This is a genomic window from Plectonema cf. radiosum LEGE 06105 (assembly GCF_015207665.1).
Lineage (GTDB): Bacteria > Cyanobacteriota > Cyanobacteriia > Cyanobacteriales > Nostocaceae > Rivularia > Rivularia radiosa_A.
Map to the genome: position 1 here is coordinate 1 of NZ_JADEWL010000049.1, position 18,403 is coordinate 18,403.

Annotated in this window: 13 protein-coding genes; 5 read left to right on the top strand and 8 right to left on the bottom strand. The window is 35.3% G+C overall.

Going from position 1 to position 18,403, the window contains the following annotated elements; all coding sequences use genetic code 11:
* Window positions 1–108 precede the first annotated feature (108 nt).
* Window positions 109–810 (top strand): DevA family ABC transporter ATP-binding protein, encoded by a 702-nt coding sequence (locus IQ247_RS15570; protein WP_193921468.1) that lies wholly within the window; start codon window positions 109–111, stop codon window positions 808–810.
* On the opposite strand, the gene IQ247_RS15575 is transcribed toward IQ247_RS15570, so the two are convergent.
* The 5 genes from IQ247_RS15575 to IQ247_RS15595 all read right to left on the bottom strand — a co-directional run bounded on the left by IQ247_RS15575 (window position 807) and on the right by IQ247_RS15595 (window position 9,166).
* Window positions 807–2,222, bottom strand: coding sequence for a serine/threonine protein kinase (locus IQ247_RS15575; RefSeq protein ID WP_193921470.1), 1,416 nt, complete (start codon window positions 2,220–2,222; stop codon window positions 807–809). The genes IQ247_RS15570 and IQ247_RS15575 overlap by 4 nt on opposite strands.
* A 402-nt stretch (window positions 2,223–2,624) precedes the next feature.
* Window positions 2,625–4,295 carry a SulP family inorganic anion transporter gene (locus IQ247_RS15580; protein WP_193921472.1) on the bottom strand — a complete coding sequence of 557 codons (1,671 nt, stop codon included), beginning with the start codon at window positions 4,293–4,295 and terminating at the stop codon, window positions 2,625–2,627.
* Between the two features lie 389 nt (window positions 4,296–4,684).
* Complete coding sequence (locus IQ247_RS15585; protein WP_193921474.1) at window positions 4,685–6,013, bottom strand: ATP-binding protein; 1,329 nt, start codon at window positions 6,011–6,013, stop codon at window positions 4,685–4,687.
* A gap of 224 nt (window positions 6,014–6,237) precedes the next feature.
* Window positions 6,238–7,548 carry a tellurite resistance TerB C-terminal domain-containing protein gene (locus IQ247_RS15590; protein WP_228059780.1) on the bottom strand — a complete coding sequence of 437 codons (1,311 nt, stop codon included), beginning with the start codon at window positions 7,546–7,548 and terminating at the stop codon, window positions 6,238–6,240.
* A gap of 316 nt (window positions 7,549–7,864) precedes the next feature.
* Window positions 7,865–9,166: an ATP-binding protein gene (locus IQ247_RS15595; protein WP_193921477.1), complete on the bottom strand. Its 1,302-nt coding sequence runs from the start codon at window positions 9,164–9,166 to the stop codon at window positions 7,865–7,867.
* Window positions 9,167–9,991: 825 nt separating this feature from the next.
* Here IQ247_RS15595 and IQ247_RS15600 point away from each other — a divergent pair.
* The 3 genes from IQ247_RS15600 to IQ247_RS15610 all read left to right on the top strand — a co-directional run bounded on the left by IQ247_RS15600 (window position 9,992) and on the right by IQ247_RS15610 (window position 13,034).
* Window positions 9,992–11,233 (top strand): phosphotransferase family protein, encoded by a 1,242-nt coding sequence (locus IQ247_RS15600; protein WP_193921479.1) that lies wholly within the window; start codon window positions 9,992–9,994, stop codon window positions 11,231–11,233.
* Between the two features lie 200 nt (window positions 11,234–11,433).
* Window positions 11,434–12,522 (top strand): T3SS effector HopA1 family protein, encoded by a 1,089-nt coding sequence (locus IQ247_RS15605; protein ID WP_193921480.1) that lies wholly within the window; start codon window positions 11,434–11,436, stop codon window positions 12,520–12,522.
* Between the two features lie 110 nt (window positions 12,523–12,632).
* Window positions 12,633–13,034: an acyl-CoA thioesterase gene (locus IQ247_RS15610; protein ID WP_193921482.1), complete on the top strand. Its 402-nt coding sequence runs from the start codon at window positions 12,633–12,635 to the stop codon at window positions 13,032–13,034.
* A 37-nt stretch (window positions 13,035–13,071) separates the two neighbouring features.
* Here the strand turns inward: IQ247_RS15610 and IQ247_RS15615 are convergent, their stop codons facing one another.
* The 3 genes from IQ247_RS15615 to menA all read right to left on the bottom strand — a co-directional run bounded on the left by IQ247_RS15615 (window position 13,072) and on the right by menA (window position 16,549).
* Entirely contained in the window at window positions 13,072–14,643 is a 1,572-nt protein-coding gene (locus IQ247_RS15615) for a 2-succinylbenzoate--CoA ligase (RefSeq protein ID WP_322745511.1), read from the bottom strand.
* Entirely contained in the window at window positions 14,613–15,575 is a 963-nt protein-coding gene (locus tag IQ247_RS15620) for an o-succinylbenzoate synthase (RefSeq protein WP_193921486.1), read from the bottom strand. Before IQ247_RS15620 ends, IQ247_RS15615 begins: the two co-directional genes overlap by 31 nt.
* 77 nt (window positions 15,576–15,652) lie before the next feature.
* The gene (menA, locus tag IQ247_RS15625) at window positions 15,653–16,549 is read right to left on the bottom strand and encodes a 2-carboxy-1,4-naphthoquinone phytyltransferase (protein ID WP_193921487.1); all 897 of its coding nucleotides are present in this window, start codon (window positions 16,547–16,549) and stop codon (window positions 15,653–15,655) included.
* Window positions 16,550–16,855: 306 nt separating this feature from the next.
* Between menA and IQ247_RS15630 the strand changes: the two genes are divergently transcribed.
* A complete protein-coding gene (locus tag IQ247_RS15630) occupies window positions 16,856–18,277 on the top strand; it encodes an isochorismate synthase (RefSeq protein WP_193921488.1) in 1,422 nt (473 codons plus the stop codon).
* The last annotated feature ends 126 nt before the right edge of the window (window positions 18,278–18,403 follow it).

Consider the following 18,403-nt stretch of genomic DNA (forward strand, 5'->3'; position numbering starts at 1 on the left):
AATAAGAACTGTCAACCATTAACTAACCACCATCAACTATCAACTGTCAACCTTTAACCTTTAACCTATAACCTTTAACCTTTAACCTTTAACCTTTAACCTATTCTCATGTCTTCTGTAATTTCTATTGAAAATCTTGACCATTTTTTTGGTAAAGGAAAACTCCGCAAACAAGTATTATTTGATATCAATTTAGAAATCAATGCTGGTGAAATTATCATTATGACGGGACCTTCGGGTTCTGGTAAAACTACACTGTTAACCTTAGCGGGAGGTTTGCGCTCTGCTCAATCTGGTAGTTTACACGTATTGGGACAAGAGTTATGCGGTGCTAGTGCGTTTAAATTAACACAAGCAAGACGCAGTAATGGTTATATCTTCCAAGCGCACAACTTACACGGTAGTTTAACAGCTTTGCAAAACGTGAGAATGGGTTTGGAAGTACACAAAGGTATTTCTCCAGCACAAATGAAAAAACGTTCCATTGAAATGCTCGAAGCAGTAGGATTAGGAGACCGTGTAAATTATTACCCCGATGACCTATCAGGAGGACAAAAACAAAGAGTTGCGATCGCACGTGCTTTAGTCGCCGAACCGAAAATAGTCCTTGCTGACGAGCCGACAGCAGCATTAGATAAAAAATCCGGTCGTGATGTGGTGGAATTAATGCAGAGTCTTGCCAAAGAGAAAGGTTGTACAATTTTGCTAGTTACTCATGATAACCGCATTCTTGATATTGCTGACAGAATTATATACATGGAAGATGGACGTTTGGCAAATAATCCCGATGTGGTTGCCAAGGTTAGTTAAGAATCATTCTGCCCAATTACGGGTAGAATTCGATTTTGAACGGGTAATTCTAACCAATCACTGAGCTCATTTATTAGCCAATCAAGCTCTGTTTCAGTAATTCCAGTCAGTTGATATTTTTTATTCCCAGCCCAAATTATGATTGCTGGTGGAACTTCGTTTTTGCGTGTAAGATTTCCGGAATTTTTTGTATCTTTAATATAAGAATTAATATATTCTAATTTGATTATGTGTTCGCGAGCAGATGGGCTAGGTTTTTTAAATTTCAAACCGAAAATTTCATAGCTTAAAGAAATAGTTTTTCTATTTATACGTAACCTTGTTGTGCCAAAAAGAGTAAAAAGCCAACTTTTCCATCTGGAAAAGAATGACCTAGCTGCAAAAAATAGTACTATCCAACCTAGCCCTGGTATAAATATCAACCACCAAAGGAATGGTATAAAGATTATGGGCAACACATTATAAATTAATCCACCAAAGAAATTAAATAAGTTGAATCCCGTTCCTGGTTGGATAATTTCAATTTTCTCATCATTTTTCTTAAGTAAAATATTGGTATCAACTGGTTTAATTGAAAAACGACTGGAAAGACTTTGATTAAATTCCTCGGATTTTTGTAAAGCTTCTAAAGCTACTTGAGCCGAATTGAATCGTTTTTCTTGACTTGGTTCTAATACCTTTCTCAACCAATTAGTAAAATGCTGACTTAATTGTGTTTTATTTTCAAACTGAATTTGTAAATCTTTTTGAGGTAAATCTGCTGGATGGATTCCAGTTGCTAGATAAATTAAAGTTGCTCCCAAACTGTATAAATCAGAAGTAGGGACAGCACGGCCACCAAAATGTTCTGGTGACATATAACCATAAGTTCCCACAACGGTTAAAGTACCACCTTCAACAGCGGTAATATTTTGTACCGAACCAAAATCAACCAAATAAACCTCACCGACGCTATTTCCGGAACGGTTTGTCAGTAAAATATTGCTGGGTTTGATATCACGGTGAATAATCGCAGGATTGCGATCGTGTAAATAAATTAAAATATGTAACAGCTTTTCGGCAATTTCTTTTAACTCTGCTTCCTTAAAAGTACGTCCAGTTTTAACTTGTTCTTCAAGAGATTTCGCATCAATGTAACTTTGAACTAAAGCAAAACCTTTACTATCGGGTGAATCAACCTCAAAAAAGTCGAGATATTGGGGAATCGCTCGATGAGAAAGATTTTGTAAGATTTGCGCTTCTCTCTCAAACAGCTTCAAACTATCCCACTCAAAATCATTATCAAGCTTGAGTAACTTGACGACAACTAAATTTTGAGTTTGATTATCTAGCGCTAAATACGTGTATCTTCCAGGTTTTTTCCCCAGTTGCTCTTGGATAGAATAACGGGAACCTAACATTTCGCTTTTCATATATTCTTATAAAAAACTTCTACCGTTGCTTAGTCCAATTACTTACACAGCATTGTAAAACAACAAAGCGGTATAAACTCGAATCAACTATTTTTCGAGTACTTCGAGTACATATAACTGTTATAGCAGTAATAAATTATCTATGAGAATTGAGAAACGGGGTTTCTCAAACAATACCTTCGTCAAATTTGAAAGAAGTTAAGTAGTTGGACAAAATTAAGTTCATTTCTCACGTTGAGGCGGGGAACGTTTCAATCATGCTCCTCCAGGAGATAGAGTTACACAAAGAAGTTATTGCAATGCTTGATATATTTCGTAATCAGATAGAAAATGCTGCTATTAATAAAGATTATATACGGAATTAAACTTTATTAAACTAAATTTAAATAACTAACCATTACTCTAATGTCCCTGACGCTGACTAATAAGAACTATCCCTTTTTCTAAAGCTTCTAAACGTGTATCTATTGGATTTTGTTCTAGTACTCGTCGCAAGATTTTCAAGCGTAATAATCTATCTTCTACTATACCGCTAGCTCCGACAAGATATACTGTTCGTCGATTTTCGTAGGCTTCTTTAACCATGTTTTCTATAGCTAAACTAGCAGTTACACCAACATAAGGTACTTCGCTTAATTCCAAAATTAAAATATCATAATTTTCTATAATTGACATTTGCTGCGAGATGGCTTTTGCTGCACCAAAACTCATCGGACCACTAAGATGAAATAATAAAATCCGACCTTTGGCTTGCTTTAAAATCTCTTCTTCTCGACTACTCAAACGCAATTTGTGATTATTCTCGTTAGGAATTGTTACTGCTTGAACTTCTTTGGCTTGTAAATCGGATAAACGCTTGAGAGTTAATAAATTAGCACAAAATACTCCCACCGCGACAGCAGTAATTAAATCAACAAAAACTGTGAGAAATAATACCCCATACATTAACCCAGTTGCCCGCATTGATATCATATGGGCGCGTTTAAGAAAACTCCAATCGATAATATCGATACCAACTTTGATTAAAATACCCGCTAAGACTGCATTTGGAATATTTTCGGTTAATTTCCCTGCACCTAGAACAATTACTAACAGCACTAAAGCGTGAACCATCCCCGAAATCGGAGTTTTTCCTCCAGCGCGAACGTTAACAACGGTTCGCATTGTTGCACCTGCACCCGGTAATCCTCCGAATAAACCGACGAATAAGTTGCCAATTCCCTGCCCGATTAATTCTTTATCGGAATCATGAGTTGTACGGGTAATATTGTCCGCAACTAAGGAGGTTAACAGCGAGTCGATAGAGCCTAAAATTCCCAGCATTAAACCATAACCTACCATGTCCCGGATTTGGTCTAACTCAAATAACGGTAATTGCAACTTGGGTAAACCTGTGGGAATCTTGCCGATGATTGGGATACCGCTATCGGGAAATACAAAAACGGAAATCAGTGTACAAACAACCAAGGCTAATAAAGGTGCGGGAATAATCCGATTTACTTTTGTAGGAGAACCAAATACTATAATTAGCGTTAAAGCACCCAAACCTGTTGCTACCGGGTTGGGATTATTTACATACTTAGAAAGATTTTGCAGCGATTGAATTACATTTGCAGAACCTGGATGTCCGAAAAATGGCCCGATTTGGAGAAATAAGATAATAAATCCAATTCCCGACATAAAGCCGGAAATAACCGTATAAGGCATTAAGGTGATATATTTCCCTAGACGCAACACTCCAAAAAGAATTTGAAATATTCCCCCCAACATCACCACGGTAAAAGCCATCCCTAAACCCGTCTCTGGATTTTTATTAACGAGGGTACTAAACACTGTCGCCATTACTACCGTCATCGGGCCTGTGGGACCGGAAATTTGCGCTGGAGTTCCACCGAACAATGCTGCAAAAAAACCAATAAAAACAGCACCGTACAGCCCCATAATCGCTCCATCATCCGGTGATACTGAAACCCCAAACGCTAAAGCTAATGGTAAAGCAACAATTGCAGCAGTCAAACCACCAAATAAATCCCCGCGCAGGTTCCTAAAATGTAAGCCGTGAACAAGTTGCATAGAGATTACGAGTTATAAAATATATGGGAATGGGGCTTTGGGAATGGGTATCCCCCATTTCTCACAAACAAGAAGGAAGTTGGAAGTAGTAGTGATTAGTGAGTAGTGGGAAAATCAATCCCCCACTTAACGCTTACCACTTACTTGTGAGAAATCCAAGGTATGAGTATGAAGTATTTAACCTTTTTCCCAAATTAATTAAAGCTTACAGGCGCATTGGTTTAATTTCACTCTCTTATTTAATAAAAAATATTTGAATTATTTGATTTCAATCTATTAAGTTATACAATAAAATGCTATTTTGCTATAGATATAAATAAAGTTTACAGCAAACCAATTTATTTGATATTTTTGTGTGAAAAAATACTTTTCAATGCCTGATGCACTATTTACAAAGTAAATTCAGCAACATTATCTTCATCAACTTCTGTATTTGCGCCTAATTTAGTAGGTTGAAATTCTGAATCATGAATTATCTTGCCTAAAGTAATCTGGGGATTTTGATGCAAAATATTCAATATACTGATAAAGTCGCGAACAATTTCGCCAGGAGTAAGTAAAGCTTCAGCCCCTAAACGGTTAATAATTTCTTGGACAAATTCTTTTAAATCGTTGTTAGTCAAAGCTTTTTTATAATTGTAGTTAAGAGCGTGAATATCAGCTAAATTCTCTAATAAGCTTAAGACTTCTGATTGACTTAAAGGATTCAATCTCATTACAGGACCGTTAAATTCTTGTACTCCTGCTTTGGCGACAAAACGACTTTCTTTAGTACGTCTTCGCCAAGCTGAATCAGAAAATAAACCACGATTGGGGTCTTCTAAAAACTTTACCGTTCCGCCAATAAGTACGCCTAAATGTTCGGCTTTACACTGCATTGTATCGTTGAAAATTCCTAACAGTCTGTTATAGTTTTTCTCCCGACTGACTGTAGGTGAAATTTGATATAAATGCACCGCTTCATCTAATAAAACTAAAAGTCCTTTATAGCCAATTTCAGCAACAAATTTAGCCCATAACTTCAGGTAGTCATACCAACTTTCATCATCAATAATTACTCGTACTCCTAAAGCTATTCTGGCTTCTGTTTTGGTATTAAATTCTCCTCTTAACCACCGCAATGCTGCATTTTTCAAATCATCATCATCCAAACAATATCCTCTCCAATAAGCAACAATTACGCTACCAAAATCAAACCCGTGGACTAAATCTTCGATATACTGAACTACTTCTCTAATTTTGGTTTCTACTTTGTCGTCAAAACCTTGGTCATTTGGACGCATCTCAGTTTCTTTAACTACTTCCTGCTGGATTTTATTAATCCATCCTTCCAAAATAGAAACCAAAGCACCACCATCGGGACGAGTTTTTGTTGCTAGACGACTCATTAATTCTCGATAAGTAGCCAAACCTTCATTATTAGTTCCTGCTAATCGTCTTTTATCAGATAAATCGGCATCAGTAACAACAAAACCCAATTCCATGGCTCGATTACGAATAAGTTGCAGTATAAAGCTTTTACCGGAACCATAATTACCAATTACAAATCTAAATGCTGCAACTCCTTGTGCAACATCTTCGATGTTTTGTAACAGGCTATTTAATTCTTTTTCCCTACCTACTGCTATATGTTCTAATCCAACTCTGGGTACTACCCCCGCACCTAAAGAGTTTATCAAAGCTGTAGATACTTTTTTAGATATTTTTGGCTTTGTCATTCGATTTTGGATTTGGGATTATTGATTTTGGATTTTGGGAGTTTTGAATTATTCCCATAATTTTATGCTGCTAGCTACTATATAGCATATCGCTAGTAGTAAACTCAAAATATTGGAGAGGTAGCAATACGCCCCCTCTCTACATTATTTATCTGTTTCAAGATTAATATAAAACAAGATGAATTATAAAATGATTTATAGTAATTAAAATAATTTCAGCAATCTTAATTAGATGAAGCGTGTTTTTTTTTAATTTTTTCGGACATCGCAATTAATTTCTGAACATTTTGCTGATGTTCCTGATAAATTTGGGGAATATCATCAGCAGTTGCAATTATTAATTCACCAATGGCATCTTTAGCACGTCCGTTGATGGCATCAATTAATAAGTTTGGCATGGTAATATTTTCTTCGGCTATCTTTTTAATCACACTATTAGGATTATCTTGTTCTAATACTGCTTTTAATACCTGAATTTCATGTAGGGGTAAATTGTGTAGAAAATCCGTCCATTCTTTGGCTAATTCGGATGATGTATTCTCTGCTCCTTCTTCTGGCTCAATCGATATACTTTCAACTAAATCAGCAAAAGGAAACTCTTCTGTTTCTGACTGTCCTACTTCAATAAATGATGGCTGCTGATTCAAGTTTTCTAATTGTTGCAATAATTCCCAAACTTGATTTTGTAACAAGTCCCTTTCTTCTTGGAGTAACGAAATTTGTCCTTGTAATTGTTCTAAAATATTTTTTTCTTCTACTTTTTGGCTTTTCAATAACTTTAATTTATTTTCTAATCTTTCTTGTTGCTCGTTATTACTAAATAATACTTCTTTTTGCTTTTTCTCTTCACTTTCTAATTCTTGAAGCTGCACTCGCAACTCATATAATTTCTCTTCTAACTGCGGTTTGAGTCTTGAGAGCAAAGTTAAATTATTTTCTAATTCTTCTTTTTCTTGAAGAAGTTCGCCAATTGTAGCGTGTAATTGGGTTATTTCAGCTTTCGAGACATTACAATTTAACTCCAAACGTCGTTTTTCTGCTGAAATATTCGCAAAAGCGTTATTTGCTTCTTCTTTCAATTTCTCGATATTTTTGATTTCATTCTGTAGATAGATGACTTCCGACTCTAATTGTTTTTTCTGAAGCGCAAAAGTGCTTAATTCTCGATTTACCGAATCTCTTTGATTACGGCGATCGCCAATTTGGTTTTGTAGTTGATTTGACTCAGTAACTAAATTGCGACGATGACTTTCTAACTGAGCAACTTCTACTGTCATACCATGTTGGATTTTTTCCAGTTCTTTAATTCGTTTTACAAAAGAATCTAAAACTAATGATTCATAATTTCTACGTCGTTTATCTACGATAAATGTCGCTGTATATGTAGCAAGTATAGTTATGATGCCCGTGAAAATCGCACTATAAAAATTCCAGGTGAACACTAAAGTTAGCCCGAAACTCACCCCAAAGGCAACTATACCTATAATAAATCGATTGCTGACCATAGAGTCGTGCATATTGCTTGTTTTTAGCATAATTCATTTATCAAAATATGTTGCCGCTGTATCACTATTCACATCCGGACTTTAAGAACCCTGATGCAATTGTTTTACTAATACAACTTCAATATGAGTATAAAAATTTAACTAATAAGTCAATATATCTACCTAAAAAGATTATTACAAAAATGGGGAGTAGTTGCTTCGGGAGTAGAGAGTATGAAAGTTACCTGTTATTTTTAGTTCTCATAAGTAGTTAAGCCTTGATTATTTACTACTCAGTTATATATTCCCTACTCCCTACTTTCTACTCCCTACCCCGAAATGTTAAATTAAATGTTGGCACAGCTACTTAAATTGTTTTTTCAGCTTTTAAAAAATCTACAAATTGTCTTGCAGTTCTTCCGGAACGTCCATTATGACGAGTTGCCCATTGTAAAGCTTGATAATTTAGTTCTTCTGTACTAATTTCGATGTTAGATATTTTTACCAGATGTTGCACAATTTGTAAATAAGCATTTTGAGAAGCAGGTTCAAAAGTTAATGTCAAACCAAAGCGATCGCTAAATGAAAGCTTTTCCTGTACGGTATCCCAAGCATTGACTTCATCAGAATCTTTGGGTCGGGGTCTGTCCGCAAAAAACTCCCGAATTAAGTGACGACGATTTGAAGTTGCGTAAACTACCACATTTTGCGATCGCGCTGTTAAACTTCCTTCTAAGACGACTTTGAATGCTTTAAAAGTGTCGTCGGAATCCTCAAAGGATAAGTCATCAACAAAGACGATAAATTTTTGTGGTTTATTCCATAAAAGCTCGACAATTTGTGGTAAATCCTTTAATTCAGATTTGGCAACTTCTATCAAGCGTAAATTTAGGTGAGCGTATTCATTTAATAAAGCTTTTACTAAGGAAGATTTCCCACTACCACGACTACCGTAAAGTAAAACGTGCAGCGCCAGCTGTCCTGATAATAAAAATTCCGTATTTTTGACTAAAGTTTGTTTTTGAGATTCATAACTCACCAATTCATGTAATTTTACTGGATCGGGGTGGCGGATACCAATAAACTCACCCTGTTGCCAGCGGAAAGCTTTATATTCAGCAAAAATACCCGTGCCGTAATTTCGATAAAATGCTGTTAAGTCTTGCACAGCGTCACACCAATCTGGCAAAATTCTCAATTTCTCTATCAGTGGTAATTGTTCGTTCGCTTCTGTTTTCTGCTGTTCTACATACCATACAATTGGCAATATCGGTAGACGGGCTATAGACTGCACCCATTCACTTAGACAAGCAACACTGCATTCATGGAAGCTTTGCAAAGCTTGTAAATCGTGTTTTGCTGCTGCAATTAAAGCCGGAGGTAAACTTTCTAATTCTAATTGGGCTTGAGTGCTGAAAGGATTCTCGTCTACTAAAATTTGACAAATCAAATATTCTTCCCAATTTTGATTATGAAGTGCCAAAGTTTTGAAGAAATAGCCGTAAGCTTGAAGACAATCCCGCGCTTCAGCATTGGGATAACGTATTGTTTGCAATAAATTAAGAAATGCTTTACCTACTTCCCCTTCAAATACAGATTGGTAAAGTAACAGAGAAGCTGCTTGACGCTGGAGAAATTGAACCTGGGCAATAATTGTTTGATTATTCATAAGTTAGTTGACAGTTGACAGTGGACAGTTGACAGTTGACAGTTGCATGAATGCATGAATGCCTTTGAGCTTAAACCTCTGAACTTTAACCTTTGACCTTTAACCTATTATTGCCAATTATTATAAATATTTAATTTGTAGAAAAATAGCCAATATCCAGGAGTCTTTCAAAAAACAAGTTTCCACGATTTTCAACTTTGTTTATTAAGAATTATTTCTATATTCATTAAACTTTTAAATTTTAAGCAATTCGCTGCGGAGATATTGTGTAGAAATGTTGCGTAAGAGAAAAATATTTAAATATTTCGTTAAATGTTCTCTGAGAGAACTAAGGGTTTTACGTAGAATTTGGGTTGATTAGGATTGTTGATAGTTTGACAAGGTAATTATTACACTACGAGTAAAGAAAAATAATTGTATTCTTCCGGAAAGCAGATAAAAGTTCTTGTACTGTGTGAGTGTTAGCTGTTGTAAGAGATAATTATATTAATGTTTGTGAATCTGCTGACTGTTCAAAAAAGGAATCTTGGGAAAAGAACAGCCATTAAAAGGTTAAAGCACAAATATCTATATTCGCGGAAGTAAAAATTTGAATTAATATTAAAGATTTCACCGTGCAATGAAAGTGAAACTTGAAGCAATAGTAAAGAACTAATTGGCATTTTGGCAGGTTTTTCTCAGTAAAATCCGATATGAATAGAGAGTACTCATCCTAATTTTGTTGAGATTCTCTGAAAAACGGGCTTAGTTGGGGAATGCTGTCATTATTCCAGCCAAAACCAAAAAAAAGCTGATTTTAAAGGAATCTAAGGAAGTAAGACATAAATGAAATTTTCACTATCTTCTCAAAACGTTATCCAGTATCTGCAAGAAGCGGATCTGAGTAGCTCAGAAGATGGCGCAACCGCCGATGCAGATTTGCCACACAGTAGTAGCCGTAAGAATTTAAATATACTGGTTACTTTGGGTTCAAATCGCAAGCTTTTGGTTAAACAAGAACTAGCCCAAGATGTCAATGGTATCCCCCATGAATTCTTTAATGAATGGCTGTTTCACCAATTGCTTGAATCTTTTCCAGTTCTCGGCAATACAAGTGCGTTATCTCCACAATTAGTACATTACGACGAGGAAAACTCGATTCTCGTGCGTAACTACCTTTGGGAATACCGAGGGCTGGAAAGCTATTACAGGCAGAACTTATACTTTCCTCCAGAGTTAGCAAGTTCGATTGGCGATACCTTAGCAGCACTGCATCGTGCCACTTTTAAACGTCAAAAGTACCGTGATTTTATGGCTACTGCTCCAGCTGGGCAGATTCGCTATCAGTATTTTAATCCGGCACAGGGCATAGATTTTCTTGAACCTGAGATTTTTGGCAAAGTCAGCAGTACGGGGCTGGTGTTTTACTCTAGTTATCAGCGTGATGACATTTTAGAATCCGCGATCGCCGATTTAGCGTCTTCATTTAATCCTTGTTGTTTAACTCATAACGATTTAAAACTAGAAAACATTTTAGTACATTCTCGTTGGCAGCAGTTGGATAATGCAGAAGTTAAGTTGATTGATTGGGAAGCCTGTGCTTGGGGAGATCCTGCTTACGATTTGGGAATTCTGCTAGCGGGTTACTTGAAAATTTGGTTATCGAGTTTAGTCGTAGATTCAACTTTGGAATTAGAGGAATCTTTGGAATTAGCGGCTATTCCGCTGGAGATTCTTCAACCTTCGATGTTGGCTTTAACTGAAGCTTATCTGAAAGCTTTCCCAATGATTTTAGAGTATCGTAAAGATTTCATCCAGTCGATTGTCAAGTTTGCTGGTTTAGCGCTGATAAATCAAATTCAGAGTCAGATTAAGAGCCAGCAAAACTTACATCATACTAGTTTAGTTACTCTGGAATTCGCCAAAAATATCTTAATCAGAACCCCCGAATATGTAATGGACATTTTTGGTAAATCAGAATTCCAAATTCTCAAACCTTTTCTACAATCTGCCAAAATTAATGCGGCTGAAAGGGAAAACAATTTAATTCCTCTTTATTACGAAAAAACCCGCTTGCGTGGATGTTAGTCAAATCAATTTTGGATTTTAGATTTTAGATTTTGGATTATCATTCTAAAATTTATAATTTAATCCGAGGTTGGTTCGTTGAAATTTCATAGTTAACAGTAATCTATCAAAAATGGTTGCTGTTAACTTTTCTTTTCTGTGAAGGGTTGCATTTATTTTTCATCATTTACTATTCATAGATAAATACATATAAAATCATCATGATAACTTCTAATACAAATTCGCTATCAAATACTTTCTTCGATATTGTTACTAAAATAAAATTAGAACCTAATTTTTGTATTATTCATCCGGAATATCAACCTTTTATTTTACCTGCTTTGATGGTAGAAACACTGGAAAAAAGTTCCAAAGTATTACAAGACAAATACCTGACTTTATTACTGCGAAACTTTCTGTACGGTATTTATTACAATAATTCTTTACAAAGTGTATTAGCAGCAAATATTGGTAATCCCAACCTATTATTACATCAAGATTTAGAAAACAATTGTGTATTTGAAATCGATTGGCAATTTTACAATCAGTTACATGAACATAATCATGGTACGGGTTATTGCGATCGCGATTGGCAGATATTACGAATTGAACCTGATGGAAGTTTGGCTGTAACTAAAGGTGGTTTGACATTACACGTAGAGGAAAATCATTTAGAATCAAACATTTCCACGATTAAAGTTAATGATTTAATTGCTATCCGATTACCAAAAAACCGTTTAAATAACGGCTTCTATTTAGCAGTTAGTAACTTAGGTCAAAAATACCAAAATGACTTATCAAATAACTTGAACGATTCAGGAAATACTAGTCTATTTTTCAACTTAAATTCCGGAGGTGCCATTGCTTTAATGGATAGCATAACACGGCAATTTAACGCTGCGGAAATACCCTTCAGTTTCCAAGTTCCCCATCATCCTTTAGGTTGCGATCGTTATGATTCGGGGATACTTAATTTTCAGCGTCAAGAATATCCGATTATACAAAAATTACTTAAAAATATTTACACAGAACATCAATCTTATTTTCAATCAGAAATACCGTTATTTACTAAATTTTTAGCACCAGGATTAAGTTTAGCTGAACAACCAGTAGAAAAACCCCTTAACAAACAAAGTTTCGGTGTAAATCGTTGTCAAATTCTCGCTAACGCTTTATTTACAGCATGGGAAAAAGGTATTGATTCACCCTCAGAAAAAGTAGACATCATTCATCAGCATTTTGCTTGTAAATTAGTTGATTTAGAACGTCCTTATCTTAATCCAAATTCTGATGATATTTATAATTGGTAATGGGTAATGGGTAATGGGTAATTGGAAATAGGAAATAATTTTATTTTTGTAACTCCTAACCTTTAACCTTTAACCTTTAACCTTTAACCTTTAACCTTTAACCTTTTTCAATGTCTTTTACTTATAATCGCACAATTCGCTTTCAAGATACCGATGCTGCTGGGGTTGTCTACTTTGCGAATGTTTTGAGTATATGTCACGAAGCTTACGAAGCAGCGTTAGAATCATTAGGAATTGATATTAAGCAATTTTTTACAAATCCATCTACTGCTTTTCCCATCGTTCATGCTAATGTCGATTTCATGAGTCCGATGTATTGCGGTGATAAATTATTTGTTAGTTTAACCCCTTCAAAAATTCGTGTTGAGCAGTTTGAAATTGATTATCAAATTTATATAAATGATAAATTAGTTGGAAAAGCAATCACTCGTCATGTTTGTATTGATGCAACAAACAGACAAAAGAAAGGATTATCAGCAGAAATCGTCAAATGTTTGGAAAAGTTACGTTAATAATGTAGAGACGTAGCACTGCTACGTCTTTGTCTCCTTATATTTTAGTTTGCATTGATAATTCCGTAAAAACAGCAATTTCATAAAGCTTTTGACGATTGATTTTACCTTGAGAATTACGAGGTAATGAATCAACAGAAATCCAAAATTTAGGAATTTTATAATTACTAAGTTTTTCCTGGATTAAAGCTTTAATATTATCATTTAAAATTGTGGAATTATTTGGTACATAAATAGCCGTTACGACTTGTCCCCAATGTGTATCAAACAAACCAATGACACACACATCAGCCACCATTCCAGTAGCTCTAATTGCGACTTCAACTTCTGCGGGATAAACTTTTTCTCCACCAGTAATTATTTTGTCGCTATTTCTTCCGACAATATTTAAATACTCTTTTTCGTCTAAAAAACCTAAATCATCTATTTGCAAATAACTTTGTATTTCACCATTCAGAGGATAGTAACCAAGAGCTAAAGACTCGGCTTGAATATTAATTTTACCGACTTGATTAGTTTTTAAAAACTCTCCTTTCTCTCCAACAATTTGTACTTTCGCGTGGGGAAGAATTTGTCCACAGCCAACTTTACCTTTGAGAAAATCATCTGGTTTTAAAGTAGCAATTTGGGAAGCTGTTTCTGTCATCCCGTAGGTAGGGGCTAATCTGATATGATGAAATCGAGCTTTTTCTAATAATTCATCCCAAGCTGGCGCACCTCCTAAAAGTACAGTTTTAAATTTAATCAACCACTGAGTTAAATCTGATTTTTTTAGTAAACGTTCCAACTGAGTAGGAACTAAAGATATAAAAAAATTCAAGTTGTTAATTAGATTATTACTATCCAATTTTTTACTATTCTCAAGGGTTTTAAAAGCTAAAATAACTAACTTTCCACCAGTGATAAAACAGCGCATAAATTGCATTAAACCACTAACATGATATAGTGGCAATACACAGAAAGAATTTATTTTTTCTACTTGAAAATACTTTTGAAATCCTTTTACCGAAGCTGTCAAAGTATCCCAGGTATGTACGGCAAATTTGATTTTACCTCCAGAACCACCCGTAGGTATCATTATATGTGAAAATGGGGAATCGGTAATGGGGAATTGGGGATTAGGATTATCAAGTAGTGCGGGCATCTTGCCCGCTTTTTTATCAGTAGAATTATTTAGAAAGTAAGATTTTTCTAGGGAGTAGGATTTTTCTAGGGAGTAAGATTTTTCTAGGGAGTAAGATTTTTCTAGGGAGTAAGATTTTTCTAGGGAGCAAGGTTTTTCTAGGGAGCAAGATGCTCCCACTACTCCCCAAATAATATCAGGTTTAATTAAATTGAATACTTGCTGCCATTCTTGTTTTCCCCAATCAGGATTGCACAAAAATACCTGACAATTTGCTTTACAAGCAGCTAAGAAACCAGCTAAAAAACGTACTGGCTCACGTTCATTTAAAATGATTTTTGGTAAAAAAGAATATGCTTGTTTAAACTGGATTATATCTAAATAAAATGTGTTGATTAATTGGCAAAATAAATGATTATCTTCGCAAATTAAACAGTCATTATTTACAAAATATCTCAAGTTTTCTTCCATAACTGTTCCAAACACACTTCCTCATCTTCAGCAAAATAATGATTAACACCAAAGCCTACTGCCCTTTTTTGATGCGATAATTCTACAGCTAATGATAATGCGGCTTTTCTTGCAATAGATGTTTCAAAAACTGATGAAAATACAGTATCAATTTGATGAGTTGAACAAAATTGGCGTAAACGTGATGGAGAACCAATTATACCGGCTTTGATGACAAAAATTTCTCGCCAACCTTTTTGATAACAGTTTTCAAGTTGTTTAATTGTCGCTACAGATTCATCTAAAGCTATTTTTGTGCTATAACGACGACTCAATTCCAACATTTGTGAAAACAGATTTACGGAAAGCGGCTGTTCAATGAATTCGACTTCTAAATCAATATCATCGCATTTTTGCAGCCAAATTTCAGCATCGTCATAGCTCAATCCTCCATTCGCATCCAATCGCAGTTTTGTAAAAGCTGGTAATTCTCGAATAAGTAACTCAAAAATAGATAATTCTTCAGTGATGGAATAAACACCGATTTTCCATTTAAAAGTATTTGTACCATTTTCCCATAGTTCTTGCCATTGATTTAAAGCAGCTTTTCCAGCAGGTAATAATCCGCTATAGGTCAAATTTTGAGAAAACACAGAAGCAGAATTATTTTGTATTACCATTTCTTGTGCTGATTCAAACCCAAATTGACAAGCGGGTAATTTTTCGGGAATGGAAAAAATATCTTGTTGAGTAATCTTTTGAGGTAATTGTTTGCAGAAAGAAACCGCTTCTTCCAAAGTTTCCGAGCCAAACCAGCTAATAGGAGCAATTTCTCCCCAACCCACTTTTCCCATTTCATCACTCAGACAAAGAATAATTCCATCCCGATTTTTCCAAATACCGTGAGCCGTGTTTAAGGGAATAATAAATTTTCGACGATAAACATGAAATTCAAACTTATAAAACACCTAACAATTTTGGAGTTAGTTGACAATTACCCATTACCAATTACCAATTACCCATTACCAATTACCAATTACCAATTTCACAAAACAAAACCCAATCCTAATAACAAACAACACCAAAATTGTACTGCGATCGCGATGAATTTGGAATTACTAACTTTGAGGGGTTGATTGTGATATTGTCCGACATGATTGCATAACTGTAAAGCGAAAGGTAAACTTAATAAACTTAAAAGCGTCCATAAGGGAAAAATTCCGCAAAATACAAATATCAATATCGACACATAAATACTGCTGGTTAAGCAATTTAAAACTTGAGAACCTGTTTGAGTTCCTAAACGAACAATAGGTGAAAGTTTACCTGCTGCTAAGTCTTCTTTAACTTGATGAAAGTGAGAACAAAACAATACTAAAGTTGTGGAAATACCAACGATTAACGAAGCAGCTAAACTCATCAAAGACCAACTTTGAGTTTGGCTGTAATATGCTGCTGATACTCCCAAAGGACCAAAAGCAAAAAAGCAGAGTATTTCGCCTAAACCTTGGTATCCCAAACGAAAAGGAGGTCCTTGGTAAAGATATCCTAAAAAGCAACACAGTAAAATAATACCAATTACAGTCAGGTCTTTTTGCCACCAACTAATTGCTAATATTCCTAACAATCCTAGACTTAGAAAGCAATTTCCCAGCCAAAATATCAATTGTTTATTGCCTGTTAAACTCACTAGAGAATGAGGTTTATTAATGTCAATTCCCGTATCGGAATCAAAAACATCATTACTCAAATTTTCCCAGACAAGAATCAAAATTGCCGCAGCTAAAAACGTGCAAAAAACCGCTGCATGAAGAACCTTTGTTTCAGCAAAAGCAACAGTAGTTCCTACCCAAATGGGCATAATCGCAACGCTATACATTGGCGGTTTAATCGCCGCCATCCATAACTTTTTATTGGGATATAAAATCAGCTTTGTAGTCATCACTCGCAATCAATAAAATTGCCAAATTGTTTACCAACACAAAGTAGCAAGCCTATTCATCATAGCCTCTGCTTTACCACTAACCTCTCTTTACTACATCCCTTACCTAACAGGGCTGTATTTAGAGCGAGAGCTACTGTAAAATCTACAAACGCTCAAAGTTAAGGAGGTTTTTAACATCAGCGTCGATGTGTCTCCTCAGCTAGCTGGTAAAACTGCATCTGAATGTGCTACCTGTAGAAATACGACCACGATTCATGATGCTTTAGGAAGAGAACTTCAAAAAAATTTACTATTTTTAGAAATATGACAGTTTCACCATGTTCTGCCGAGTTTTCTGTATATAATAATGGACTATACCAATTTATTGCAAATAATCGAGCATTTTGCATTAAGAATAGTTACACGCAAATAGTTAGTATTGCTTTAGAAATTGACTCGGTAGACCCTCTGGTTATCTTCCAGAAACTATCCAAATCTAATGAGCTTAATTTCTACTGGGAAAATCCCAGCAAAAAAGAGGCGATAGCGGCTCTTGACGCGGTAACAAAATGTCAATTTGAAGGTAAAGAACGTTTTTTTCAAGCTGAAAACTTTATCAAAGATTGTTTGAGTAAAATAGTTAGTTTTTGCAATACAAACCATTCTTTAAGCAAACCCCTATTTTTTTGTAGCTTTAGTTTTTTTGAAACCTTTTTTCAGCAAGATTATCCTTTTTCTGCGGCTACGGTTTTTTTACCAAAATGGCAAATTACTCGGAAAAATGACCGCTGTATATTAATATCAAATATTTTAGTGAATGGAGATTTAAATATAGAAGAAACTTTAGAATATTTGTGGCGAAAAATTACAGCTATCAACAAATTAAAATCCGATTTTCTTGATTTAGATGATTCCAGACCAGAATTTACTAAAAAGTCAATTACTAAACCAATTAAATTCAAACAATCAGTATTATCAGCTTTAGATAATATTCATAAAGGTCACTATAGTAAAATTGTTTTAGCGGATGCTTTAAATATTAGATCAAGTACTCCATTCGACTTATTCAAATCATTAAATAATCTCCGACAGCTACATCCCAACTGCTGTATTTTTTCCACAAGTAACGGTAAAGGGCAAAATTTTATCGGTGCTTCTCCAGAAACATTAATTGCGATTCGCAATCAAAAGTTAATCGCAGATGCTTTAGCTGGAAGTGCTGCGAGAGGTAAAACACCCCAAGAAGACGCGAAAAATGCCGATCGCCTACTCAACAGCGAAAAAGAAAGACACGAGCATTCCCTAGTAATTGATTTTATTACTCAAAGGTTATTCAGTCTAGGTTTATTGCCCCAGGTTTTAGCGCCTAGATTGCGACAATTGTCAAATATTCAGCATTTGTGGACACCAATTATCGCCAAAGTTCCCCCCAACGTGCATCCTTTACAAATAGTCGCTAAACTGCATCCTACACCAGCAGTAGCCGGAGTTGCACCCGATATTGCCTGTATGGAAATTCGCCGTTATGAAAGCTTCGAGAGGGGTTTATATGCTGCACCCTTGGGTTGGATCGATTCTCAAGGTAATTGTGAATTTGTCGTGGGAATTCGTTCGGCACTGATTGACAGCAACACAAAATCATCTCTTCTATATGCGGGTGCCGGTATTGTACCAGGTTCAGACCCCGAAAAAGAATTTGCAGAAATCCAACTGAAATTACAAGCATTATTGAAAGCACTAACTTGAACAGTTAACAGTTAGCATTTTGTCCCAGAAGCTCATAGTAACAAGATTGATTTTGTTGATTCAAAGAAGCTAATTTTTTACCACAAACCCTTTAAAACTAACATGGCGAGGTATTATCTACAATCC